The 22,294-nt window shown below is 39.7% G+C and carries 25 protein-coding genes; 9 read left to right on the plus strand and 16 right to left on the minus strand.

What is annotated here, in order from left to right; genetic code table 11:
- Positions 1 to 77: 77 nt before the first annotated feature.
- The 9 genes from fss3 to rpsP all read right to left on the minus strand — a co-directional run bounded on the left by fss3 (position 78) and on the right by rpsP (position 8,385).
- Positions 78 to 3,305 carry a fibrinogen-binding MSCRAMM adhesin Fss3 gene (gene fss3 / locus PGP85_RS15525; protein WP_198491776.1) on the minus strand — a complete coding sequence of 1,076 codons (3,228 nt, stop codon included), beginning with the start codon at positions 3,303 to 3,305 and terminating at the stop codon, positions 78 to 80.
- An 81-nt stretch (positions 3,306 to 3,386) separates the two neighbouring features.
- Positions 3,387 to 4,049: a hypothetical protein gene (locus tag PGP85_RS15530; RefSeq protein WP_061724797.1), complete on the minus strand. Its 663-nt coding sequence runs from the start codon at positions 4,047 to 4,049 to the stop codon at positions 3,387 to 3,389.
- A gap of 370 nt (positions 4,050 to 4,419) precedes the next feature.
- A complete protein-coding gene (gene rplS / locus PGP85_RS15535) occupies positions 4,420 to 4,767 on the minus strand; it encodes a 50S ribosomal protein L19 (protein ID WP_010740291.1) in 348 nt (115 codons plus the stop codon).
- Between the two features lie 141 nt (positions 4,768 to 4,908).
- Positions 4,909 to 5,484 carry a helix-turn-helix domain-containing protein gene (locus tag PGP85_RS15540; RefSeq protein WP_270328369.1) on the minus strand — a complete coding sequence of 192 codons (576 nt, stop codon included), beginning with the start codon at positions 5,482 to 5,484 and terminating at the stop codon, positions 4,909 to 4,911.
- Positions 5,485 to 5,658: 174 nt separating this feature from the next.
- Positions 5,659 to 6,396 carry a tRNA (guanosine(37)-N1)-methyltransferase TrmD gene (gene trmD, locus PGP85_RS15545; protein ID WP_251866566.1) on the minus strand — a complete coding sequence of 246 codons (738 nt, stop codon included), beginning with the start codon at positions 6,394 to 6,396 and terminating at the stop codon, positions 5,659 to 5,661.
- Positions 6,386 to 6,910, minus strand: coding sequence for a ribosome maturation factor RimM (rimM, locus tag PGP85_RS15550; protein WP_010740294.1), 525 nt, complete (start codon positions 6,908 to 6,910; stop codon positions 6,386 to 6,388). The genes trmD and rimM overlap by 11 nt, the downstream gene beginning before the upstream one ends.
- A gap of 23 nt (positions 6,911 to 6,933) precedes the next feature.
- Positions 6,934 to 7,773 (minus strand): membrane lipoprotein lipid attachment site-containing protein, encoded by an 840-nt coding sequence (locus tag PGP85_RS15555; RefSeq protein WP_270328370.1) that lies wholly within the window; start codon positions 7,771 to 7,773, stop codon positions 6,934 to 6,936.
- Positions 7,774 to 7,852: 79 nt separating this feature from the next.
- Entirely contained in the window at positions 7,853 to 8,098 is a 246-nt protein-coding gene (locus tag PGP85_RS15560; protein ID WP_010740296.1) for a KH domain-containing protein, read from the minus strand.
- Between the two features lie 11 nt (positions 8,099 to 8,109).
- Positions 8,110 to 8,385 carry a 30S ribosomal protein S16 gene (gene rpsP, locus PGP85_RS15565; protein ID WP_010740297.1) on the minus strand — a complete coding sequence of 92 codons (276 nt, stop codon included), beginning with the start codon at positions 8,383 to 8,385 and terminating at the stop codon, positions 8,110 to 8,112.
- Positions 8,386 to 8,573: 188 nt separating this feature from the next.
- On the opposite strand from rpsP, the gene PGP85_RS15570 reads away from it, so the two are divergent.
- Positions 8,574 to 9,128 carry an NADPH-dependent FMN reductase gene (locus PGP85_RS15570; protein WP_010740298.1) on the plus strand — a complete coding sequence of 185 codons (555 nt, stop codon included), beginning with the start codon at positions 8,574 to 8,576 and terminating at the stop codon, positions 9,126 to 9,128.
- Positions 9,129 to 9,250: 122 nt separating this feature from the next.
- Positions 9,251 to 9,898: a GNAT family N-acetyltransferase gene (locus PGP85_RS15575; protein WP_010740299.1), complete on the plus strand. Its 648-nt coding sequence runs from the start codon at positions 9,251 to 9,253 to the stop codon at positions 9,896 to 9,898.
- 22 nt (positions 9,899 to 9,920) lie between these two features.
- On the opposite strand, the gene PGP85_RS15580 is transcribed toward PGP85_RS15575, so the two are convergent.
- From PGP85_RS15580 to PGP85_RS15590, 3 genes are all read right to left on the minus strand, one after another.
- Positions 9,921 to 10,433: a dihydrofolate reductase family protein gene (locus tag PGP85_RS15580; protein ID WP_010740300.1), complete on the minus strand. Its 513-nt coding sequence runs from the start codon at positions 10,431 to 10,433 to the stop codon at positions 9,921 to 9,923.
- 104 nt (positions 10,434 to 10,537) lie between these two features.
- Positions 10,538 to 11,947: a C69 family dipeptidase gene (locus tag PGP85_RS15585; protein WP_270328371.1), complete on the minus strand. Its 1,410-nt coding sequence runs from the start codon at positions 11,945 to 11,947 to the stop codon at positions 10,538 to 10,540.
- A gap of 149 nt (positions 11,948 to 12,096) precedes the next feature.
- Positions 12,097 to 12,663: a DNA-3-methyladenine glycosylase I gene (locus PGP85_RS15590; RefSeq protein WP_251866525.1), complete on the minus strand. Its 567-nt coding sequence runs from the start codon at positions 12,661 to 12,663 to the stop codon at positions 12,097 to 12,099.
- 147 nt (positions 12,664 to 12,810) lie between these two features.
- Between PGP85_RS15590 and PGP85_RS15595 the strand changes: the two genes are divergently transcribed.
- The 4 genes from PGP85_RS15595 (at position 12,811) to PGP85_RS15610 (ending at position 15,899) form a co-directional block, all read left to right on the plus strand.
- Positions 12,811 to 13,197, plus strand: coding sequence for a GntR family transcriptional regulator (locus tag PGP85_RS15595; protein WP_270328372.1), 387 nt, complete (start codon positions 12,811 to 12,813; stop codon positions 13,195 to 13,197).
- The gene (locus PGP85_RS15600; protein WP_270328373.1) at positions 13,194 to 14,078 is read left to right on the plus strand and encodes an ATP-binding cassette domain-containing protein; all 885 of its coding nucleotides are present in this window, start codon (positions 13,194 to 13,196) and stop codon (positions 14,076 to 14,078) included. The genes PGP85_RS15595 and PGP85_RS15600 overlap by 4 nt, the downstream gene beginning before the upstream one ends.
- A complete protein-coding gene (locus tag PGP85_RS15605; RefSeq protein WP_270328374.1) occupies positions 14,075 to 15,289 on the plus strand; it encodes an ABC transporter permease in 1,215 nt (404 codons plus the stop codon). The genes PGP85_RS15600 and PGP85_RS15605 overlap by 4 nt, the downstream gene beginning before the upstream one ends.
- Positions 15,290 to 15,431: 142 nt before the next feature.
- Positions 15,432 to 15,899 (plus strand): VanZ family protein, encoded by a 468-nt coding sequence (locus PGP85_RS15610; protein ID WP_270328375.1) that lies wholly within the window; start codon positions 15,432 to 15,434, stop codon positions 15,897 to 15,899.
- Positions 15,900 to 15,941: 42 nt separating this feature from the next.
- Here PGP85_RS15610 and ffh read toward each other — a convergent pair whose 3' ends face one another.
- The 3 genes from ffh to PGP85_RS15625 all read right to left on the minus strand — a co-directional run bounded on the left by ffh (position 15,942) and on the right by PGP85_RS15625 (position 18,287).
- Positions 15,942 to 17,357 carry a signal recognition particle protein gene (ffh, locus tag PGP85_RS15615; RefSeq protein ID WP_010740307.1) on the minus strand — a complete coding sequence of 472 codons (1,416 nt, stop codon included), beginning with the start codon at positions 17,355 to 17,357 and terminating at the stop codon, positions 15,942 to 15,944.
- Between the two features lie 129 nt (positions 17,358 to 17,486).
- Entirely contained in the window at positions 17,487 to 17,825 is a 339-nt protein-coding gene (locus PGP85_RS15620) for a putative DNA-binding protein (protein ID WP_010740308.1), read from the minus strand.
- A complete protein-coding gene (locus tag PGP85_RS15625; protein WP_010740309.1) occupies positions 17,826 to 18,287 on the minus strand; it encodes a DUF523 domain-containing protein in 462 nt (153 codons plus the stop codon).
- Between the two features lie 121 nt (positions 18,288 to 18,408).
- Between PGP85_RS15625 and PGP85_RS15630 the strand changes: the two genes are divergently transcribed.
- The gene (locus PGP85_RS15630; protein WP_010740310.1) at positions 18,409 to 19,104 is read left to right on the plus strand and encodes a response regulator transcription factor; all 696 of its coding nucleotides are present in this window, start codon (positions 18,409 to 18,411) and stop codon (positions 19,102 to 19,104) included.
- Positions 19,101 to 20,837 (plus strand): sensor histidine kinase, encoded by a 1,737-nt coding sequence (locus PGP85_RS15635; RefSeq protein WP_010740311.1) that lies wholly within the window; start codon positions 19,101 to 19,103, stop codon positions 20,835 to 20,837. The genes PGP85_RS15630 and PGP85_RS15635 overlap by 4 nt, the downstream gene beginning before the upstream one ends.
- A 75-nt stretch (positions 20,838 to 20,912) precedes the next feature.
- Here the strand turns inward: PGP85_RS15635 and PGP85_RS15640 are convergent, their stop codons facing one another.
- Positions 20,913 to 21,785 (minus strand): phosphate ABC transporter substrate-binding protein PstS family protein, encoded by an 873-nt coding sequence (locus PGP85_RS15640; RefSeq protein ID WP_270328376.1) that lies wholly within the window; start codon positions 21,783 to 21,785, stop codon positions 20,913 to 20,915.
- Between the two features lie 231 nt (positions 21,786 to 22,016).
- Between PGP85_RS15640 and PGP85_RS15645 the strand changes: the two genes are divergently transcribed.
- Entirely contained in the window at positions 22,017 to 22,217 is a 201-nt protein-coding gene (locus tag PGP85_RS15645; RefSeq protein WP_010740313.1) for a hypothetical protein, read from the plus strand.
- Positions 22,218 to 22,294: the final 77 nt, after the last annotated feature.

Raw genomic sequence — 22,294 nt, forward strand, 5'->3', positions numbered from 1 at the left:
AAAATAGCGCGACCACTTTTTTTAGGAGGCGGTCGCGCACGTCGGTTCTTCTTATTTACTTGTTTCACCTCATCACCTTAGTTCCGGCGATTCCATAAATAATAGCCAGCCGTCGCAAAGATTAAAGTAAAACCAATGAACAGTAACACACTGGAATTTTTCTCCCCAGTTTGTGGGAATTTCTTCACTGTAGGGCTAGATTCTTGAGAGTCACTTGGAATAGTTGGTGTTTCCGGTTGTTCTGGCGTACTTGGTGTAGTTGGCACTTCTTTTGGTGTTAAGGTTTGAGATTTTTCTTTTAGATCCTCATTGTGTTTTCCATTCACGTTTCCATCTTTGTCGTAGTTAATTTCTTTAAAGGTAAAACTTGTGCCTTCTGGATATTTACTTGTGTCCACTTTTTCTGCAAGTACGGTTTTGGTAAATTCTTTGTCATTCACTTCGTAATCAATTTTGCCAGATTTCCAAATCTCTTTGTTCGTACCATCCGGTAATAAGGCGTACAGAATTGTTTCGAAAGCTTCTTTTGAGCCATCTAGTACATCATGAGTAATCGATACATCATCAAACATATCTACCACGTCACCATGAGTAAAGGTCTGAGAACCGTCTTCTAAGTGGGCTTTGGTTTGGATGGAAACATGACGTTCCACTGCACAATTGACAGTTTGGGCTTGATTATTCAAGCTAGCATCCTTCGCTACTGGCTCGTCACCTGCTTCAAAGGCTTCCTTGTTTTCATACACATAGTTGAATAAGACGATGGTTTTATCCAAAACTTGTTCGGCGGTTAATTTATGCAGAATTTCCCAAGTTCCTGTTTTCTCTTTGTTCGCCAAGGTGGCCGTCGTTTCGGCAATCACGACTGGTTTGGCTTTTTCATCTTTTTCTTGAGCAGCTTTTGTCGCCTCCACATCAATGGCTTGCGCTACGATATACCAGTCTTCTTTAATTTCATGCAAGTTATAGCTCAACTTATCAACTAGCTCGGTAGAATCAAGGGTAGTCATTTCTTTGTCCCCGTCTTTCCAGGTCGCAAGAGAAGTTAGACTATCTTCTTCCTCAGGCAAATCATAGAGCATTAAACGATTCAAACTAACGGAGAATTCTTTGCTCGTCAGCTTCTCGTAAGGAACGGTCACCGTTTTAATTGGTTGTTTTTGACCTTGTTCGGTAATGGTAAACATGTATTCACTCTTGGTGTAATCCTCTTTATTTTCCTTAAAAGTAGAACGAATTTCTAATGGTGTAATCTTTTGAAATCCTTCTGGGGCTTCTACTTCTTCAAGTAAATAATCCCCATAAGGAAGATTTTCAAACTTGCCATAGCCATCAAAACCTAGTTGCTCGTTATAAGCTGTGGTCGCTTCATCTTCAGCGCCTGTGATTTCATTGGTTCCTTCCAATGGCGATACTTTAAAGGTTAAGTCATTAAACCCAGTTTCGGCAGTGCCCGCAGCTGATCCAGCAAATTTGAAGAAATCAAAGACAAAACGAATCACTTGTTCTTTTGCCGTAACATCTCGAGTAATCACAGCATTTTTTTCGCTATCATCCACCTTTTTGATGGATACAGGATACTTCGTTTCATCCAAGGTATACCCTTCAGGTGCTTTGGTTTCTTGCCAGTAGTACTCGTTGATGGCTAAGTGTTTAACGGCAGCTTGATTCTTTTCATCTAAAGTCAAAGTCACCGTTTCATCAGAAGCCTTCGTTCCTTTCACTAATTCTGGTTTAAAAGCCTCACCCCATTTAACCGCTTGACCATCTTTTGCAGTAAAGAGAGTATATTCAGCTCCTTTAAACTCCGCTTTCCCTTGAGTCTCATTACCGGTATCTTTGTCTTCTTTCGTCAAAGTGGTTTCACCAGTAATTTCCTGGTTTTGCCCTTTTACGTTACTGGTCACAAGGGCTACCGTTTGATTGGCATACTCCAATTCAACTTTTACTGGTTTGAAAGTATTCACGAAGCCATTAGCTGCTTTGGTTTCTGTCACATAATAGGTTCCCAATTCCAACGCGTCAGCAATCTCTTTTGGTGTTTCCGCATGACCCTTTTCATCCGTGGTCATTTCTTGAATAATTTCACCAGTTGGACTGTCTTTGCGAATGGCAAACGTATTGCCAGCTAAAGAATAATTGTCGTTCCAAAGATCATTCCCTGTTTCAACTCCCGTTTTATCCAGAATGATTTGACCTTTTTCTCGCGTATTTTTTGAAGTCACAGAAATGGTTTCACCTGCTTTAATCATGGCAGTCATAGGTGTGGTATCAATCGTATAAGGCGCCGGCACCGATTTTTCAGTAATGGTTACTTTTGTTCCGTGAGGAATCCCATCTAAGGTAGCAATGCCTTCTTTGTCAGTAGTCACGTCTTTTGCAGGCAAAGTTTTTCCAAATTCTAAATGGAAAATCGTTCCTGGTACAACATCACCTGATTCTTTATCGACTTTTTTAATCTTTAAAGAACCCTTAGTTTCCACATCAATTTTGATCGTGTAAGTGTTCGGTTTATCAATTGCCCCGGCCATCAAGGTCTGTTGTCCAGCCATCTTGTAAGCTACCGGTGTTCCAGTTCCAGCAGATTTCTTAAGCGTCAACACACCGCTTTCTTTTGAATTGGTATTAGGTGTGATAACCAATTGATTGCCATTGACACGATAATCAATATTTGCGGTGTTTTCCACAACATCATCGAACTCTGACAAATTCAAATTATTCGTGTCCGTTACAGTAGTTGATTGACCTAACACTGTTTTAGCCGTGCTATTATGGAAGCTTGGTTTCTTCTGATAATCGGCAATGGCTTGATTAATTTTTGCCTCAATAGCTGGGATATTTACGGCACTGCCATCTGGATGCTTCATAGAGTGAAGCGTATACCCATTGACCTCCTGCCAGATCATCTTTTGAGCAACCATTTGTGTATCAATATCTGTACCGGCGTTTTTCCATAACACTGAAACTAATTTGGCTTTCTCCGACATATCAGGCAATGGATTTTTCTCATAACCTGGCGTGAACTCATTGTAAATTGGCACTCCCGGTTCGATACAGAAAATATCTTGTTTCTCCCCATTATAGATAGCATAGTGAGGAACAGTTACCTCAGATAATGTTCGACCATCACTGAACGTCCCTTCGACCGAATATAAGTGCGACAAATCGCAGTGCACAGTCACTGTTTGCGGATGAGTAATTTCATCAGCAAAGGCAATCGTAGGACCAATCGCTCCGCCAATTGTTTGACCCAACAGAGCTAAAGTCGCAAATAATCGCCAATTTTTAAATCTCAGCTTTTTCATAAAATAAAATCTCCTTTCGTTTTTGAGAAATAAAAAAAGACGTTCAAATTTTTAGTTTTGAACGTCTAATCTCTCGTATTACTATTTAGTTTTCTTTGTTTGAGATAAGTTATTTCTTTGTTTATAGATTTTGATTCTTCGATAATCAAATCCTATTTCTGCCATCAATTCCTCCCAATTTTTATTTGTTCTTTTCATAATTGTATCAACTGACGGAAGTTTCGAGGATTGGACAAGTTTCCGAAATTTTGTCATTGATAAATCATCCTGTAATTTTAGTCGGATTATTTCATTTCTTAGTTCAAGCATCAGTTCAAAATCAGTAAGTGAAGGTTTCTCTATTTTCTTTCTGAATAGAGGTTTTACATCTCCAAGCCTCTTTTTCAATGTACTTAATGAAGGAACATCTTTTCCCACTGATTTTTGTTCATATTTACGCTGAGAAGTTATTTTCTCAGCCACAATAAAGGACTCTACTATTTCCAATAATTTTTTTTCTGATATTTTTGACCATTTCCCATATTCTGTATTCTCCAGACCAACACTAACCAATAAATTTTCCCATGATCCATATTTTTGATTAATAAACCACATACTTGGTGCAGAATTTGGATTCTCTGATAATTTTTTCTGGTACTGACGACTAGATTTTATTCCGTGTTTTTCGATGAATTGATTGATTAGCAAAATTAGCTTGAGATCACTCAAATTTTTCCATACGATTCGTCCATCATCTTGCTTCACGATAAAAACTCCTAAGAATTATTTAGATAGAAACCTATCACATCAACTTTTTAGTAGAAAAGTACATGTTTTGTCTTTTTTGAAAAAAGTCAACCTTTTTAGTAACTCGGGTTCAAAAGTTGCTAAATTCGGTAAATGTTTTGGTATTTTTCGTATTAAATTTGCAGTCAGACTGACTACTAAATTTTGCCCTATTTTGACGACACTGATAGTCAATATCGGACAATCTAGGACATTTTAGGGGAATATGAGTGAAAAATGGTCCAAAACAGCCAAAAATGGCATAAAACTGTGATAGAGAAAAAAGAAAAAGCCCTTGATATACAAGGACTTTTCACAAATTTCAGATTTCCAAGGAAGTTTTCCGTGTTTATCTTCTAATTTCTTTGATACGAGCTGCTTTTCCGTGTAATGCACGTAGGTAGTAAAGTTTTGCACGACGCACTTTACCGTAACGGACTACTTCGATTTTCGCAACACGTGGAGTGTGTAGTGGATAAGTACGTTCCACACCAACACCATTAGAGATTTTACGTACAGTGTAAGTTTCGCTGATACCAGCTCCACGACGTTTGATTACCACGCCTTCGAATAACTGAATACGTTCGCGAGTTCCTTCGACAACTTTCGCGTGAACGCGAACAGTGTCCCCAGGGCGGAATGCTGGGATGTCAGTACGTAATTGTTCTTGAGTTAGTTCTTGAATCAATGGATTCATTTTTATCATTCTCCTTATTCCAAACATTCTTAGGACGGCTGTCCCAGCGGAATATCGTATAATAGATGAGCCTTACACTCACCTGAATATTCTAACAGAGGAAGAACTATCTGTAAAGATAAAATTCTTGTCAGAAACGGCTTATTTTAACTTGCGGCGAGTCTTGATAAATTTATCAGCGGCCAAATCAAATGACTCCTCACTAACATCCATGTCTAACTTGCGCGTAAGGAGTTCCGTTTTTGTAACATTCACCAAGTAACTGCTGCCGCTTTCTTTCACTAAATAGTATTTAGTCGCATCGCGCCAATGATCTTCTACTTCATGTATTCCCGGAAGCAACAAGAAATCGACAACTTTTTCCTTCTTCGTCAGCTTCTTTTGGCGATATAATTCACGAATAGATTGAGCATTCGGATAATTTTCTAAAACTACCTGATCTTCTCGTAAGGCATTTCCCTTTGGCATTGGATAGTTTTCTAAATCAATTGGTTGCTTCATCACATGATTCGCAGCGGGTTCTTCCCCGCTAACTAAATAATCAATACTCACGTTAAAAAGCTGCGCGAGGTTTTTTAAATTTTCAATATCTGGAATACCACGATTGGTTTCCCATTTTGCGATGGCCTGTCGCGATACCGCTAATTTCTCAGCCAGTGCTTTTTGCGATAAATTTTGTTCGGCTCTCAATTTTCGAATTTTTTCTCCACTAAGCATCTTCTTTCCTCCGTCTCGTTTTCTGATTCCATCATACAATTAATTCCATGATCTAGGGAAGAAACACTTTGTAGCAGCCAGATTACGTAGCGTAACATACTCCTTTTCTTAGTAAAAACACTACCTTGTTGAAGCCACAAAAAAAGGAAGCCCCAGTTATGGACCTCCTACAGTTTATTTTTCTTCTTGTTTGATCTCCGCTAGAAATTTTTCCATTTCTGGTGTCAAATCCAATTTTTCCAGCATATCCGGTCGACGTAAATATGTCCGTCGTAAAGATTCCTTCAATTGCCATTCTTCGATCAAACGGTGATTGCCGTTCATCAAAACCTCCGGTACACCCATCCCCTCAAATTCTGCGGGTCTTGTGTACTGCGGATGTTCCAACAATCCCGTAGAATGGGAATCGGTTTTAGCTGATGTTTGGTTTCCTAATACATCTGGCAATAGACGAACCGTCGCATCAATCATGACCATCGCGCCAAGTTCTCCGCCAGTCAAGACATAATCACCTAGGGATACTTCATCCGTCACTAATGAACGAATTCGTTCATCGTAGCCCTCGTAATGTCCGCAGATGAAGACTAGCTGTTCTTCTTGCGAGAATTCTTCCGCCATCTTTTGATTGAAAGGTTTCCCCGCTGGATCAAGCAGGATTACGCGTTTTTTTTGATCATTGGTTTCTGCTTCGATGGCCTTCAGATTATCGTAGATCGGCTGAACTTTCAGCAGCATCCCTGCCCCGCCGCCATAAGGATAATCATCCACTTGTTTATGCTTATTATCAGAGTATTGGCGAAAATCATGGACATTGATTTCCAGTAAATCCTTCTCAACGGCTTTTCCGATAATCGATTCACCTAAGGGCTCCTCGATCATTCTAGGAAAAAGCGTCAATACATCAATTCGCATCGTCCAACAACCCTTCCGGAATTTCAACATGAACGATACCTTCTGTTAAATCGATATCCTTAACGACAGATTCGATGTAAGGAATCAACGCATCCTTTTGACCTTTGCGTTTCACGACCCAGACATCATTAGCTCCCGGAGATAAAATCTCGGTGATTTTCCCTATTTCTTTATCGTCTTCATCAACAACTGTCAAACCGATGATCTCATGGTAATAATACTCGTGCTCATCTAATTCACCCATTTGTTTTTCCGAAATCTTCAGGATGCCATCGCGAAAAGGCTCAACCTGATTAATATTCGGATAACCTTCAAAGCTCAACAAATCAAAATTTTTATGTCTGCGGTAACTTGCGATCGTCAAAGGCAGCGTCTCTTGATTCTCACGAAATAAGAAAAGCTGCTCTCCAACTCGATAACGTTCTTCAGTGAAATCAGTACTTGAAATGACACGAACTTCACCGCGAATTCCGTGGGTATTAACGATCTTTCCGACTTTATAATAATTCGTCACGTATTTTCCTCTTTCTGCTTAAGCTATTTTGCCATTGAGACAGCCATTTTTAAACTGCTCATTGAATCGGCATTCATAATTGTATAAACGGTTTGATTGTTCTGCCAAACCACACTATTTGATTGATAATCCCCAGGTGCTACTCGTAAAGAAATTTGTCCAGCATCATGAGGGACCGGCAAGAACGCTCCTTCTAGGTATTCAACGGTTTGTTTCGCTAATGGAACGGGATCTTCTTGCTCAAGATTGTTTGCTCGCACAGCCAGACTCCAGTTGCCTTCTTTCCATGTGATGAAACTTGAACCCGCACCGGCATTGCGATAGCCAGTGATCGAATGTCCTAGATCCACCTGCTGCCCATTCGGGTCATAGGTTTGCCCAACTTCATTCTGAGCGGTTTCTTTTGAATCAAAAGACTTCCGTTGAAATTGTGCAACAGAAGTTTGACCATCTAAAGCTGGGTCATTGAACGGTGTATCTTCGTTTACCACATAGTAATTGACCGTCAATGTTCCCTGTTCTTCAGAAGACTTGATACCAATTTGTTTTCCTCCACTGATAGTGGCCGGATCCGGAAACTTATCGTTTGGATAGTTGGCTTGCAATTCCTCCATTGCCGACATTGCATGATTGCCGTGGGATGAATTTGTTTTTGATGAACTTGTTTGTGTCTTAGAGTTTGATGCAGTATCCGAATTTGTACTTGAACGACTAGTTGAGCTATTTTTTTTCGACGTTGACGTGCTGGTTTTCGCAGTTGCGGCCGCCGTCGATTTCGTAGTGCTATCTTTTGAATCATTATTTCCAGAGTTACAGGCTGAAAGGACAAACAACGCGCTAAACAACAACAAATATTTTTTCATGATGGAACACCTCCACCTTCAGTTTACCGTATTTTTAACGAAAAAACACTCGAATCAAACCGACTCGAGTGTTCTCACTTTATTTACCATCCACGATGTTAAGACGAACTTTTTTCGGTCCATTTGTCCGAACACTATACACGATCGTGCGGATCGCTTTCGCTACCCGGCCTTGTTTTCCGATGATTCTGCCGATATCTTCAGGAGCAACCGTTAAGTTGTACTCGAAGAAATCTTTAGACTCCTCAATCTCTAACTTCACTTCATCAGGCTTTGTCACCAAAGGGGTAACAATCGTCAACACAAGGTTAGTTAAATCTTGCATAATTGATCACCTTATTTCTTAGCGAATTTAGCGTCGTGGTGTTTTTGCATGATGCCTTCTTTAGAAAGGATGTTACGAACTGTATCAGAAGGTTGTGCACCTTTTTGTAACCAGTTTAAAACATCTTCTTCTTTTAATACTACTTCTGCTGGGTTTTTCAAAGGATTGTAAGTACCCACAGTTTCGATAAAACGTCCATCACGAGGAGAACGAGAATCAGCAACAACGATACGGTAGAAAGGTTTCTTTTTAGAACCCATACGTTTCAAGCGAATTTTAACTGCCATTGTATAACTACACCTCCATATAATTAATCACAAGATGTAGTCTAACACGCTTTTGGTTAGCTGTAAAGAGTTTTTTCTTTACAGCTCAATTTTTCTGTCAAAGCATATCTTTTGCACCTTTTACTTATTTTTTGTAAGATGTATTCATAAGATAACGAAAGTAATATAACTGAATCGGAGGAATTATGATGACAAAAACAATTGGTATTTTAGTAGGAAGTCTGCGTAAAGATTCTTACAACAAAATTGTAGCTAAACAATTTGCAGAATTACTACCTGAAGGATTTGACGCAAAATTTATTAAAATTGATGATCTCCCATTTTATAATGAGGATCTTGAAGTGGAAGGTTCTGTACCTGAAGCTTGGACACGTTTCCGTAAAGACATCAGCGAAGTCGACGGTTTGTACTTTGTTACACCTGAATACAACCGTTCAATCCCAGCAGCCTTAAAAAATGCGTTAGATGTCGGCTCTCGTCCAATGGGCAGCAGTGTTTGGGGCGGCAAGCCTGGTTTAGTAGTTACTGTCTCTCCTGGTGGTCCTGGTGGATTCGGTGCTAACCACATCTTACGTCAATCACTAGTATTCTTAGACGTTCCTACTTTGCAACAACCTGAAGCTTATATTGGCGGTATTATGAATTTAGTCGACAATGATGGTCACATCGCTGATGGCACAGTAGACTTCTTCAAGTTGATTACTGACAAATATATCGAATTCTTCAATAAATTAACCAAATAGTTTTAAAAGATAAACTGTAGGCATGTCCATTCATTTTGGACAGTCTGCAGTTTTTTTATTTACTTCATTTCCCTAAATCTACCTGCTATACTTAATTAAGATACTAGATTGGAGGAAATTATTTGACTGTCAACATTAGACTTGAAGAAGAAAAAGATCATCGCATCGTTGAAGAAATCACTCGAGATGCCTTTTGGAATTTATATTTACCCGGAGCCGAGGAGCACTATCTGGCACACACACTTCGTAAACATCCCGATTTCATACCAGAACTTACATTTGTGATTGAACTGAATGGAAAAGTTATTGGCAGTATCTTCTATAGTAAAGCGAAAATAGTTGCTGCCGATGGGACAGAATATCCGGTGATTTCGTTTGGTCCTGTAAGTATCGCTCCAGAATATCATCGTCAAGGCTACGGGAGACAACTAATCGAATACTCCATCACTGAAGCAAAACGCTTGGGCTATGATGCCATCGTAATCGGCGGCTTTCCCTATCATTACCACACCTATGGCTTCATTGGAACAAAGAAGTACAATATCTCTATGCCAGACGGAAAATTCTATACGGGAATCATGGCGCTGCCGCTAAAAGCCGGTGCACTTGATAACGTTAGCGGAAAGATTATCTTTTCTCCAGGTATGTATCCAGATCCTGATGGTCTAGAAGCCTTTGATCAGACTTTTCCAGAAAAAGAGAAGAAAGTCCTGCCCTGTCAAGCAAAGTTTGAAGCTGCGGCCAGCGAGCTTGATGAAAATGAGTATTAAAAAAAGCCAGATACTGGCTTTTTTATTTTTTCAAGTGAATCTGTGCAAATTGACCAAACTGTTCTGTTTCCAGCAATTGAAATTTCTGTTGATTTGTCTGTGGTAAAAATAGCGGTACGCCCTCACCTATTAATATTGGTACAATTTGAATCCACCACTCATCGATCAGACCTGCCTCTATAACTGGTCGTAACAATGCACCACCACCAACAACCCAGACGGTTTTATCAGAAGGCAGCTTTTCAATAAATTCCACTGGATCACCATTGACCACCTGCATATTTTCATCGACTTCGATCGCCGAATGACTAAATATGAAATTCTCTTTCTCAGGATAAATGATTTCTAGCTCCGCATCCCGTTTCACGGCATCATATGTCCGACGCCCCATTATCGTGTAATCAATTGTTTGATAAAATGTGTCATAAGGGACAAGTTCCCCTCCTTCTTGCTGATACAACCAATCCAAACGATCCGCTTTATCTGCCAAATACCCATCCAAACTAATCGCTCCGTAAAAGACTGCTCTTGCCATCAAATCCCCCTCTTTCTGTTCTATGATTCTATCAATCATGGCCAGCTTTACCAACATATTTGCACAAAAAAGCCTCCTACTTTGAAAATAGGAAGCTCGTCTTATTATAAGTTGATATCCATTTTGTAAGTCAATTTCGACAATCCGATGCTGTCTTTAACCAATTGACCAATATATTTCAACGCTTTTGCTTTCATGTCATCCACGATTTCATGATTGCGTTTGGTCAAATATTCCGTCAATGCATCGCCTTGCAAAGCCTTAGCCTTTTCGTCCGTTTCATTAACTAAGCGGATCAGGTTTTCACGACAATCCTTGACAAAATCAACATCCGATTCGATTAGCTCACTATAATGCCCTTCTACTAGTGCGGTGATCGTACGATACATCCAGTACCCATCTTCCAAGTTCCAATCCAATGACGTATCATTGAAACTTGGATCAGAATCTGTCGCATTCCCATAAAATGGCAGATGTGGATTAAAAGCCGGTACTCCTAGGCAGACCCACATAATAGTCGAAAGTTCTTCCGGCACATGATTACGGACTTGCATAATATGAGAATCCTGAGTCCGATTTAATGCGATTGGACGATACAAATGTCTTTCACGTTCTGTTCCTTTACCATAAGGATCGTAGACTGTTTCATTATAATGTGATCCTAAAATATAGGCCACATCTTCTAGACTGATTTTCCGGCTGGCTTTACGTAAAAATGGCAAATCTGAAGAAACCGGACTTTGATCACTCTCAGGATTCAAATAGCGTTGGCCAAACCAAACGCGCGGCGTGTTGTAATAACGATCCTTTTCTGTGTCCGTTCCGAAAATATGACGGAAATTGAAGCCTTCATGATCCGGATTCAAATGATGTTTTTCGACAAATTCTTGAATGCCCTCTGACCACATGAAGTTTTCTGAGTCATTAAAATCAATTTCTTCTTGAGCGACTTGATTAGCAATAACAGCATAATGGTCCGCTGGAATTCGTTGCGCAACCCAATGATGACCAGTCACGATCTCCATGTACCAAACGTCATCCTTATCACTAAAAACGACTCCGTTGCCTTCTGGTGAACCATATTTCCGAATGATCTCACCCAAATATTCCACCCCATGACGCGCCGAGTTAATATAAGGCAATACAGCCACGACCATTGAGTCCTCTGCAATCCCGTTTTTCACTAATGGATCGTAAGCTAAAACATGTTCATTAGCATAGACACTCTCAGTAGCGCTGATTCCGACGTTCTTTTCATTGAAGCCGCTGCCGCCGAAAATTCCTTCTTTTTCAACATTTACATTAGGGACCATTTGATAACGATAAGCTTTTTCCGGATAATTGAAAGTAAAACCGTTCTTGTTGGAAACATACTTGCCAGTTTGATGCTCATTGCGTGGAATCACCTGAATTTTTTGCGGTGTATCTGCCACAAACATATCATTATTCCGAGCCATCATCGTTGATCCATCCATTGACGCTTTCTTACCTACTAAAATCGTTGTACAAGCCATTGCTATTGCCTCCCATTTCATTCTAAAGAAATAATTTACGAATCCCACTCCATTATTCTACTGAAGTAAAAAGATGAACTGAAACCCCATTTTTCTTACAACACAACTATAACGCTGCTGGAAGGAAAAAGCGGAAAAAAAGAAAATACTTATTTTTGTATTAGTTCTTTATAACGAAAACATTCAGTCTCATGATCATTCACAATACCAACAGCTTGTAAGAAGGCATAAATCGTTGTACTGCCTACGAATTTGAAACCGCGCTTTTTCAAATCTTTAGCGATTTTATCCGATAATTCGGTCTTAGCAGGAATTTCCGAAGCGATATCAATTTTATTATCAATCACTTGGTGATCGGTAAAGCCCCACAAGTAATCAGAAAAACTCAATCCTTCAGACTGCATTTCCAAAATTTTCTGTGCGTTGATGATCGCCGCTTCAATTTTCCGACGATTCCTAATGATCCCGGCGTCTTGCATCAAGGCTTCCACTTTTGCCTCATCAAAACTCGCAACTTTTTCAAGTTCAAATTGTTCGTACGCTTGATCAAAATTGTCCATCTTATTCAAAATAGTTTGCCAGCTTAAGCCGGCTTGGTTCATATCCAAAACCAGTTTTCGGAAAAGGCGCTGACTATCATATTCTGGCACACCCCACACCGTATCGTGATACTCTTGCATATTTTCATTATTTCCTGCCCATTGACATCGATACATTTTCATCACTCCTATTTCTTTAATTTCAAAAAACGAACATACGCTCCCCTTCAGTATATCAGATAATGAAAAAAAGTCATTGCCTAACTCAAGTGTACTATGTATACTAGTACACATAAATACAACTCGTTAAAAGGTGGTGTCAAAATGGTTCGCATCGATAAAAATAGTAGTCGTGCGTATTACGAACAACTGGTGTTAGGAATTAAAGAAGATATTTTGCATGGCATTTTACAGCCTGGAGACAAAATTCCTTCTGTTCGAGAAATGGCTAAGCAGTTATTGATGAACCCGAATACCATTAGTAAGGCCTATAAGGTACTTGAGACTGAGAAAGTTTTGGTTACAGTCAAAGGCAAAGGCACCTTTGTTCGGGCGATTGAAGAAAATCCCAGAGACGAGCTCCGCGTTCAGGAACTCAAAAAAGATCTCAATGAATTAGTAATTGAAGCACGCCATTTACAAATTTCCCAAGAGGAATTGTTGGCATGGATACAAGAAGCGGAAAAAAGTTTAGGAGGTCAGCCATCTTGATTGTCAAAAATTTAAGTAAAACAATTGATCAGCTCTCTGTCCTTAATGACATTGAGTTTGAATTAACTAAAAATGAAGTCGTTGGTCTGGTTGGACGCAACGGTTCTGGAAAAACCAGCTTATTACGTGTGCTTGCTGGACACTATTTACCGGATAGCGGGGATATCTTAATTGGGGAAGAATCGGTTTTTAAGAATCCTGAGGTCAAACAAGCTATCTTCTTTATTGACGAAAAAGACAATTTTTTACGGTCTTATTCCCTTATAAAAATAGCTAAGTTCTATCAATTAGCTTATTCAAAATTTGATCAATCATTATTTATGGATTTAGTCGGAAAGCACGAATTTTCATTAAATAAAAGCTATCGTCAACTCTCCAAAGGGCAACAGGCATTATTTCAACTCATTTTGGCAATCAGTTCTAACGCCGAATACTTGTTGCTAGATGAACCCTTTGACGGTTTGGATGTCATTATCAAAAAAGAAATGATTGGTTTGCTCATGGAGCATTTAAGTGAACACTCACGGACAGCACTGATCTCTTCCCATAACCTACCCGAATTGGAAAATCTGGTTGACCGTGTATTATTGCTAAAAGACCAAACGATCATTAAAGACTATCGTTTGGAAGAAATGCGGGAAAAAGCCAAAAAACTTCAGCTTGTCTTCAAAACAAAAAAAGTCCCTGCTGTCGTAAAAGAAAATTCTAAAATGCTCGACTTTCAAGGTCGTGTGGTCACTGTCGTCTTTGAGCATTTTACGGATGAACTCGAAACGCTGATCAAGGAATTTGATCCACTCGTTTACGAAGAACTTCCTCTATCCTTAGAAGATCTCTTCGAAGCAAACTTAAAGCTGCATAGAAAGGGGCCCTTAAAATGATTCGATCGATTTATTTTGAACGCTATAAAAAAGTCCTGATTGCTGCCTGCTTACTAGTGATCGGCATCTGTACCTTCACAGCAATCCTTCAAAATAATCAGTGGAAAAGTGTTTATAATGATCCGGAATTAAAAACACAGTACGACGCGAATCCTGATGAACACAATTATTATGACGAAAAACAAATGAACAGTGTGCCTTATAAATCATACAAAGACTTTCGTGATGCGACGCTGTTTTTTTACGGCTCGTTTTCTCTGGAAGATTCAGGACCTAATCTCAAAACTATGGCAAAAGCGGAAAACTATTCAAACAAAATTCCTTATAGTCCAAAATCCGGTGGAATCTTTATAAGAATTGCCTTGCTCTTTGTCGTCCCATTAGCCGGGTTTCTGCTCTTTTTTATCGATCAAAAAACAGGATTCAATCAATTTCTGTTCTCGCTAGGCATTTCGCGAAAAGAATTATTTAAGAAAAAAATTACCTATGTAGCACTGCCTTTTTTACTTTCGATCTTAATCGGGCAATCACTCTATGCTCTGCTGATTCACTCGTTGATACCCGCATACTATATGAATGCTACATTAGGGCAACTATTCACTTCCGTCATCAGTAACTTCTGCCTGCTGTTCTTTATGTTTTCTAGCAGCGCCTTTATAGGATCAATGGTTGGAAATAGTCTTTTTGGTTCCTTGACTTGGGCCGTTTATTGGTGGCTGATGATTATTTTCCCTGCTAGTCTTTACCGTTTTGGGAATATACTGCATACAGCAAAGCTGATACCTAAGAATCAATTTCCAGAGACACTCTTTGTCTACTTCGTTGGGAAAATGGGCGGTTTTTGGTGGGTGAATCTACTGTTCGTATTTTTGAGTTTACTGTTTGCTTTCTGGGCGTATAAGAAATACCAGACGCTCTCATTAGAAAATGATAATGCGTATTTACTTCATAAGGAATCTCGTTGGCCGATTTGGACAATCATGACGCTCTTCACTTCGTTCATTCTTAATACGTATTTCTTTGACTCATGGTCCTACTTTTTACAAAAAAGATTATATGAACATAGTGCTGATTCAATTAGCGGTCCTATTTTCTCAAACATACTGATTACATTGGTTGTTGGATGTATCTGCTTACTAATCGTATTTTATCGAGAGATTACCCTAAGCTTATCAAGTAGATTGAACAAACTAAATCATCGAACGGAGTGATTCTTTGACTTCATTAGATATTCTATTTCCTATCTACCGTATTTCCTGTATCTTTTTACCATGCTTGATCTACCAATATTTCGTGCTTAGAAAAAAGCAGGAGAAAATAGTATTTTCATCCATGGTATGGCGTTGAATTTTCTTGCTTTATCTCTATTTAGTCATTGATATCACTGGTGTTGGGACACTGGAGGATCTTTTGAGCTATCCAGAATTGATTCGTCCTGAAGAAATCAATCTGGTTCCCTTTCAATCAGGTGTTGGTTTGTTGAACATTCTTAATATCATCATGTTTGCGCCATTAGGTTTTTTATTGCCATTAATTTGGAAACAGTGTCGGAAATGGTCGCCTACCGTATTGCTGGGCTTCGAGTTTTCACTGATGATCGAACTTCTCCAATTATTTAATCGGCGAGCAACTGATATTGATGATCTACTGATGAATACCCTTGGCGCACTAGTCGGGTTTCTGATTTGGCAGTTTAGTCAGAAGTTTGTCCATAAAGTTCCTAAAGAAATTCAATTATTTCCTCTGCGAGAACCGCAAATCTACTTATTTCTGAGTCTCGCTGGTGTCTTTTTCCTTTATCATTGGCGATTTTTTCTATAAAAATAGCGCCTGTCTCAGTTTTCGAGACAGGCGCTGCTTTTTTTATTTGCGTTTCTTTTTCTTCTTCTTGTTTTTCTTGACCATACGGTTCATGGCCATCTTGCCCATTTTCCCTTTAATGCCTGAACCAAACATTTGGTCCATACCTGCAGGCATGCTGCCTTTACTCATTTGCTGCATCATCTTGCGTGATTCTTTGAATTGTTTGATCATGCGATTGACTTCTACAACGGAGTTTCCTGATCCGGCAGCGATCCGACGACGACGGCTAGGGTTCAGCAAATCAGGATTTTCCCGTTCTGCTAACGTCATTGAATAAACCATAGCCTTTTTACGTTCTACGTCTTTAGGATCAACTTTGACATTTTCAATCCCCGGCATTTGGCTCATACCAGGAATCATTTTAAGAATATCTTCGATTGGGCCCATTCCCATAACTTGATCCAATTGTTCGATAAAGTCATTGAAGTCAAAACTATTTTCCTTCATTTTGCGGGCAAGTTCTTCCGCTTTTTTCTCATCGTAATCTTGTTGAGCCTTTTCAATCAGGGTCAACATGTCACCCATACCCAAGATTCGACTAGACATCCGATCTGGATGGAAGATTTCTAGGTCTGTTAGTTTTTCACCAGAACCGATAAATTTGATTGGTGCACCCGTTACGGCACGAATCGAAAGCGCCGCACCACCACGTGTATCTCCATCAAGTTTAGTAATAACAACCCCGGTAATTCCTAGCTGTTCATTAAAGCTTTGTGCCACGTTGACAGCGTCTTGCCCCGTCATGGCATCCACAACTAATAGAATTTCATTTGGTTGTGCAATTTCTTTTATTTGTTTCAATTCGTCCATTAACGTTTCATCAATATGTAAACGACCAGCCGTATCAATCAAAACATAATCATTTTTATTTTCGCGAGCTTGCTCCATCCCTTGACGGACAATTTCCACTGGACTAACATCTGTCCCCATATCAAAAACAGGTACATTTAATTGTTGTCCCAAAACTTTTAATTGATCGATCGCCGCCGGACGATACACGTCACCTGCGATCATTAAAGGACGCGCCTTTTCATTTTTGATCAACTGATTAGCGAGTTTGCCGGCAAAGGTTGTTTTACCAGCCCCTTGCAACCCGGCCATCATGATAACAGTCGGAATCTTTGGTGATTTTTCAAGGCCAACCGCCTCAGACCCTAACGTTTTCGTTAATTCCTCATCAACGATTTTAACGATCTGTTGCGCAGGAGATAAGCTTTCTAAAACTTCTGTTCCTAAGGCCCGTGTTCGTACTTCTTTGGTAAATTGCTTCACCACTTGCAAGTTTACATCGGCTTCAAGTAATGCCAGACGTATTTCTCGCATCATTTCGGTAACGTCCGCTTCCGTGACCTTTCCTTTTTTACGTAATTTCCCCATCGCAGCCTGTAGACGCTGCGTTAAACTTTCAAATGCCATTGATTACTTTCCTTTCTCCTATTAAGGTATAATTTTTTCCTTGGAAAAAATTCTTATGTTCGAGCCGTATATCATTCCACTATTATTGGTTCACTGAATGAGCTTCGAAAAGTGAAATTGATATTCCTTTTATTCGTCTAAATCTTGCAAGCCTTGGATCGCAGTGGCTAAAAACTCATCCTTTGGATAATGATCAGTCACATATGCCTCAAGTTTGTCCAACTGTTCTTCCCTTACGATGTAATCTGAGAGCAGATGCAGCTTTCGCTCATAATCTTCCAAGATTTTTTCTGTTCTTTTGATATTATCATAAACTGCTTGGCGGCTCACCTGATATTCCTCAGCAATTTCACCTAAAGAAAAATCATCAGCATAATACAGCTCCATGTAATTCATTTGTTTTTCAGTTAATAGCGTCGCATAGAATTCAAACAACGCGTTCATTCGATTCGTTTTTTCGATCTCCATTTACGTCATCCTCATTTCTTGCCAATTCTCTTCGGAATAAACCGGTAACCCCTGCTGGATAAAATAAGCTGTCGCCACACCTACCCCAGTCATTCGAGTACCAGAAAAACTGCCATCATAGATCAACCCGCTACCGCATGAAGGACTTCTTTCCTTTAAGACTAAACCCGTGATCTGCAACTGCTTGAGTTCATCGAAAGCTTTGATGGCTCCCTGCTTAAAAGCTTCGGTTAAATCATTGCCCTCTTTATCTACAACTTTCGCTCGGCCTTGCCACACATCGAAACCATCTCCGCCTTGTATCTCAGCAGGTGAGCGCGGTGTTGGCAATCCGCCTAAAACCTCTGGACAAATCATGATTGCTTGATCTGCTTCAACTAAATTTTTCAGCGCCGCGATCTCATTTGATCCGCCATCATAACGGCAAGCTGTGCCCCCTAAACAAGCACTGATTCCAAGCATCGTTATTTCTCCCATCAAATTAATAGAAAATAGGTGACAAAACTGCCTTCCCATTATACCATTTATTCAGGTATTGAAATAGTCTTTCACAAATGAAAAGTTTTTAAAAAAGGAGACACTTATGAAACGTGTATTAGTCGTAGACGATGAGCTTTCGATCGTAAAATTATTAAGCTTCAATTTAGAAAAGGAAGGCTACGCTGTCACCACCGCCGAGGATGGAAAAGAAGGCTATGAGCTGGCCTTGAATGACAAATTTGATTTCATTATTTTGGATGTAATGCTGCCATCGATGGATGGTTTAGAAATTGCAAAGAAATTGCGTCAAGAAAAGGTGGATACTCCAATTTTGATGCTCACTGCTAAAGACGATGCAATTGACCGCATTTTAGGCCTAGAGATCGGTGCCGATGATTACTTGACTAAACCATTTTCTCCAAGAGAAGTTTTAGCGCGTATGAAAGCAATTTTCCGTCGCGTCGAACCACGACAAGAAGTTATCGAACACGAATTTTTGACTGCCGGCGAGATTAAAGCGGATCTATCCAATTATCAAGTGACTGTTCGCGATCAAAAAATTGAGCTGACACCTAAAGAATTTGAACTGCTGGTCTATTTCATGAAACGTAAAGAACGTGTGATTGATCGTGACACCTTGCTTGACCGCATTTGGCAATATGATTTTTCAGGACAAAGCCGAATCGTGGATGTCCATGTTTCTCATCTGCGCGAAAAAATCGAAGTTGATCCCAAGCATCCGCAATACTTGCAAACCGTACGGGGCTTTGGCTATAAATTTCAGGTGCCCGCACAATGAAACGCAAACACTTAGATTATTTTATTCCCTTTATTCTCGTCTGTCTGCTCTTTTTCGGCAGTTGGAAATTGGCCAACCACTTTTACACCAAAGAGTTGTTGGAACAGCAGGAAGAGTTCTTGACTAGTAACGGTGAATTGATGATCCATCGACTAGATTTGAAACAACTCGACTCAAATGAAAATAAAACCGCGATCGATGAATTCGCACAAGAAGCACACGATCGAATTACGCTGTTAGATGCAAAAGGAAAGATCATTTTTGATAACACGGACGCCGGTCTTTCAGGTAGTCGGGAAAATCGTCCCGAAGTGAAAATTGTTCTAAACAGCAATACAGTGGGCTCTTCGGTTCGCTATAGTACGACACTAAAAACAGAGTTGCTTTACACTGCACAGCCGATCCGTTCCGGTGATGAAACGATCGGCATCTTGCGTGTCGCAAAAAAAACCTCGGCTTTTCAACCGAAGACACGAAATTTCCAGCGAACGATTTTCATTATTTTGTTTTTCTTTTATGCCTTTATCTATTTGATTATCTGTTACCTGACCTATCAACGTAACCGACCGATCGAAACTGTCCTGCCTGTTCTACAGCGCATGCTGAAGGAACCTGAAAAAAGTAATTATATTATGCAAAACTCACCACAATGGCAGGAACTTTATATCACCGTCAATCAAATCAGTGAACAGTTGAATGAAACATATGCCGCTTATACTTCTACGGAAGAGCAATTTTCTACACTCTTTCATGAATTAACGATTGGTGTATTCATCATCGATACTGATGGTCGCTTTATTATGATTAATCCAGCGATGGAAGAATTGCTGCAAATCGGCGGAGCCGCTCAGCATTATTATTGGCAGGTTATTGAAGACAATAGATTCATTCAGTTAATTCAACAAATCTTAGTGGATAAGGATCAAGTCCATCAGGAAATTTCAACAAAACTGCCGAGCTCGATGAACCTAGACATTCGTTTACGTTACATCGAAAACGAGATCAAAGGGGATCAGATCATGGGTACTGTCTACGATCTGACGCATGTTCGCCGTTTAGAAAAAATTCAGCGGGATTTTGTCGGTAATGTCTCCCACGAATTAAAAACACCAGTCACTTCTTTGTTGGGATTTACAGAGACACTGCTAGATGGAGCCAAAGACGATCCAGCATTGACGGCAGAATTTCTAACTATTATGCAAAATGACGCGAAACGTTTGCAGCGGTTGATTCAAGATATTATTGAATTATCAAAGGACAGCAATGATTTAGCTGAAGATCGGCAAACAATCGAGATCAATTATTTCTTGCATCAACAAGTCGACTTGTATCAACATCTATTAAAGAAAAAACAAATTACTGTTACGATTGAAGGTGCAGAAAACTGTTTTTATCAAACGCGTTTGACCTTCTTCCAACCGATCATCAAAAATCTTTTGGAGAATGCGATTCAATATTCGCCAGAAGAAAGCCAAATTGAGTTAAGCTACCGCATGACAGATCAATTGGAAATTGCTGTCACCGATCATGGCATCGGTATGTCAAAAGACGATCAAAAACGAATCTTCGAACGCTTTTATCGTGTTGACAAGGCTCGTGCCCGCCACTCTGGGGGAACCGGCTTAGGTCTTGCGATTGTCAAAGAATACAGCGAAATTCTCGGCGGAACAATCGACGTTGAGAGCCATCCAAAACTCGGCTCAACATTTACGCTTAAATTACCAAACAAATAAGGATCGCGGAATAATCCACGATCCTTTTTTTATTTAGGGAAGCTGCTCTACTCTTCATTCACTCCTACGAAGAAATTATTTCACTGTGCCGTCAGAAGAACGTTCTACCTTCATCGAAGTAATTGGCAAATAACCCAATTCTTTGACTGGACCAGATTGAATGTCGTCACTTGTCATGTATTTTAAGAAATCGGCTAAAGCCTTTTCCGGTTTGCCATTCGTATACATGTGTTCATATGACCAGATGGTCCATTTGTTAGTAGTAATATTTTTGTCGTTGGCTGTTACACCATCTAATTGTAAAGCTTGCAAGCTGTCATCAACATAAGACAAAGCAAGGTAGCTGATCGCACCTGGCGTTTGCGCCACGATTTTTTTCACCGTTCCCGATGAATCCTGTTCTTGTGACTGAATCGGTTCTTTGCCGTCTAATCCCCATTTTTCAAAGGTAGCACGTGTTCCGCTGCCTGAAGCACGATTGACTACTTGAATGGCTTCGTCTTTCCCGCCAAGTTCATTCCAGTTTTTGATTTTACCAGTGAAAATATCGATCAATTGCTGCTTCGTAATATCTTTTACGCCAACATCTTTATTGACTACGGGAACAAAACCAACGACGGCTACTTTATGATCAACTAATTTGCTTGCATCAACGCCGTCCTTTTCTTCAGCAAAAACATCTGAATTGCCGATTTCAACAGAACCGCTTTCGACTTGACTCAATCCTGTACCGCTACCGCCGCCTTGAACAGAAATCTGAACATTCGGATGATCTTGCGTATAGCTTTCCTGCGCTGCATCAACTAAAGGCTGTAAGGCTGTTGAACCCACCGCCGTAATTTTTGCTGTATCTTCCTTCGCTGAACTTGAATCTTTTGTTGCGCTCCCACTCCCGCAACCAGCCAAGAGAATTCCTGAAAATGCTAATGCCAAAATAATTTTCTTCATCATGTACACTCCTTATTCTCGATAATGAACTTTATAAGAAAACGGATGCCGTATTTCTTATTTTTTAGTACATCGTTACTTTACCAATGAAACGTAAATATCCTATTGAAGTCATGTAAATGATCCGTAAAGAACTGTAAACATTTGGTAAAGACAAAATTTCTTACTTATAATTAGTTTTGGTGTACAATACCCTTGTAATGAAAATTATGAATGAGAGAAGCGATAAAAATGTTAGTAATTACCTATGAATTAAATCACTCAGAAAAAGAAAAATCCTATGCGAGCGCTAATGATTTTGTAGCTGCACAATTAAAGGAAGTACCCGATCTGCCTGATTATTATCATGTAACTAAGGCAACAGTCGATGGCAATCCAATTGATTTAGAGGATAAAACTATCAGCGGCTTATTCAACTACCTAAATAAATAAAAAGAAACGATCAAATCTTGAACCGACCCCCAAAAGTTAGACCAAAAATCTAACTTTTTGGAGGTCGGTATTTTTAT

This window comes from Enterococcus malodoratus, assembly GCF_027659535.1.
Lineage (GTDB): Bacteria > Bacillota > Bacilli > Lactobacillales > Enterococcaceae > Enterococcus_A > Enterococcus_A malodoratus.

What these genes read in the sequence shown, in the direction of transcription:
- PGP85_RS15595 (WP_270328372.1), top strand. Translation starts at nt 12,811, where the DNA reads ATGGTTCGCATCGATAAAAATAGTAGTCGTGCGTATTACGAACAACTG.
- trmD (WP_251866566.1), bottom strand. Translation starts at nt 6,396, where the DNA reads ATGCGAATTGATGTATTGACGCTTTTTCCTAGAATGATCGAGGAGCCC.
- PGP85_RS15560 (WP_010740296.1), bottom strand. Translation starts at nt 8,098, where the DNA reads ATGCAAGATTTAACTAACCTTGTGTTGACGATTGTTACCCCTTTGGTG.
- PGP85_RS15585 (WP_270328371.1), bottom strand. Translation starts at nt 11,947, where the DNA reads ATGGCTTGTACAACGATTTTAGTAGGTAAGAAAGCGTCAATGGATGGA.
- PGP85_RS15625 (WP_010740309.1), bottom strand. Translation starts at nt 18,287, where the DNA reads ATGCTTGGAATCAGTGCTTGTTTAGGGGGCACAGCTTGCCGTTATGAT.
- PGP85_RS15590 (WP_251866525.1), bottom strand. Translation starts at nt 12,663, where the DNA reads ATGTATCGATGTCAATGGGCAGGAAATAATGAAAATATGCAAGAGTAT.
- PGP85_RS15570 (WP_010740298.1), top strand. Translation starts at nt 8,574, where the DNA reads ATGACAAAAACAATTGGTATTTTAGTAGGAAGTCTGCGTAAAGATTCT.
- rplS (WP_010740291.1), bottom strand. Translation starts at nt 4,767, where the DNA reads ATGAATCCATTGATTCAAGAACTAACTCAAGAACAATTACGTACTGAC.
- rpsP (WP_010740297.1), bottom strand. Translation starts at nt 8,385, where the DNA reads ATGGCAGTTAAAATTCGCTTGAAACGTATGGGTTCTAAAAAGAAACCT.
- PGP85_RS15555 (WP_270328370.1), bottom strand. Translation starts at nt 7,773, where the DNA reads ATGAAAAAATATTTGTTGTTGTTTAGCGCGTTGTTTGTCCTTTCAGCC.
- PGP85_RS15645 (WP_010740313.1), top strand. Translation starts at nt 22,017, where the DNA reads ATGTTAGTAATTACCTATGAATTAAATCACTCAGAAAAAGAAAAATCC.
- PGP85_RS15620 (WP_010740308.1), bottom strand. Translation starts at nt 17,825, where the DNA reads ATGGAGATCGAAAAAACGAATCGAATGAACGCGTTGTTTGAATTCTAT.
- PGP85_RS15605 (WP_270328374.1), top strand. Translation starts at nt 14,075, where the DNA reads ATGATTCGATCGATTTATTTTGAACGCTATAAAAAAGTCCTGATTGCT.
- PGP85_RS15630 (WP_010740310.1), top strand. Translation starts at nt 18,409, where the DNA reads ATGAAACGTGTATTAGTCGTAGACGATGAGCTTTCGATCGTAAAATTA.
- fss3 (WP_198491776.1), bottom strand. Translation starts at nt 3,305, where the DNA reads ATGAAAAAGCTGAGATTTAAAAATTGGCGATTATTTGCGACTTTAGCT.
- PGP85_RS15540 (WP_270328369.1), bottom strand. Translation starts at nt 5,484, where the DNA reads ATGCTTAGTGGAGAAAAAATTCGAAAATTGAGAGCCGAACAAAATTTA.
- PGP85_RS15635 (WP_010740311.1), top strand. Translation starts at nt 19,101, where the DNA reads ATGAAACGCAAACACTTAGATTATTTTATTCCCTTTATTCTCGTCTGT.
- ffh (WP_010740307.1), bottom strand. Translation starts at nt 17,357, where the DNA reads ATGGCATTTGAAAGTTTAACGCAGCGTCTACAGGCTGCGATGGGGAAA.
- PGP85_RS15640 (WP_270328376.1), bottom strand. Translation starts at nt 21,785, where the DNA reads ATGAAGAAAATTATTTTGGCATTAGCATTTTCAGGAATTCTCTTGGCT.
- PGP85_RS15580 (WP_010740300.1), bottom strand. Translation starts at nt 10,433, where the DNA reads ATGGCAAGAGCAGTCTTTTACGGAGCGATTAGTTTGGATGGGTATTTG.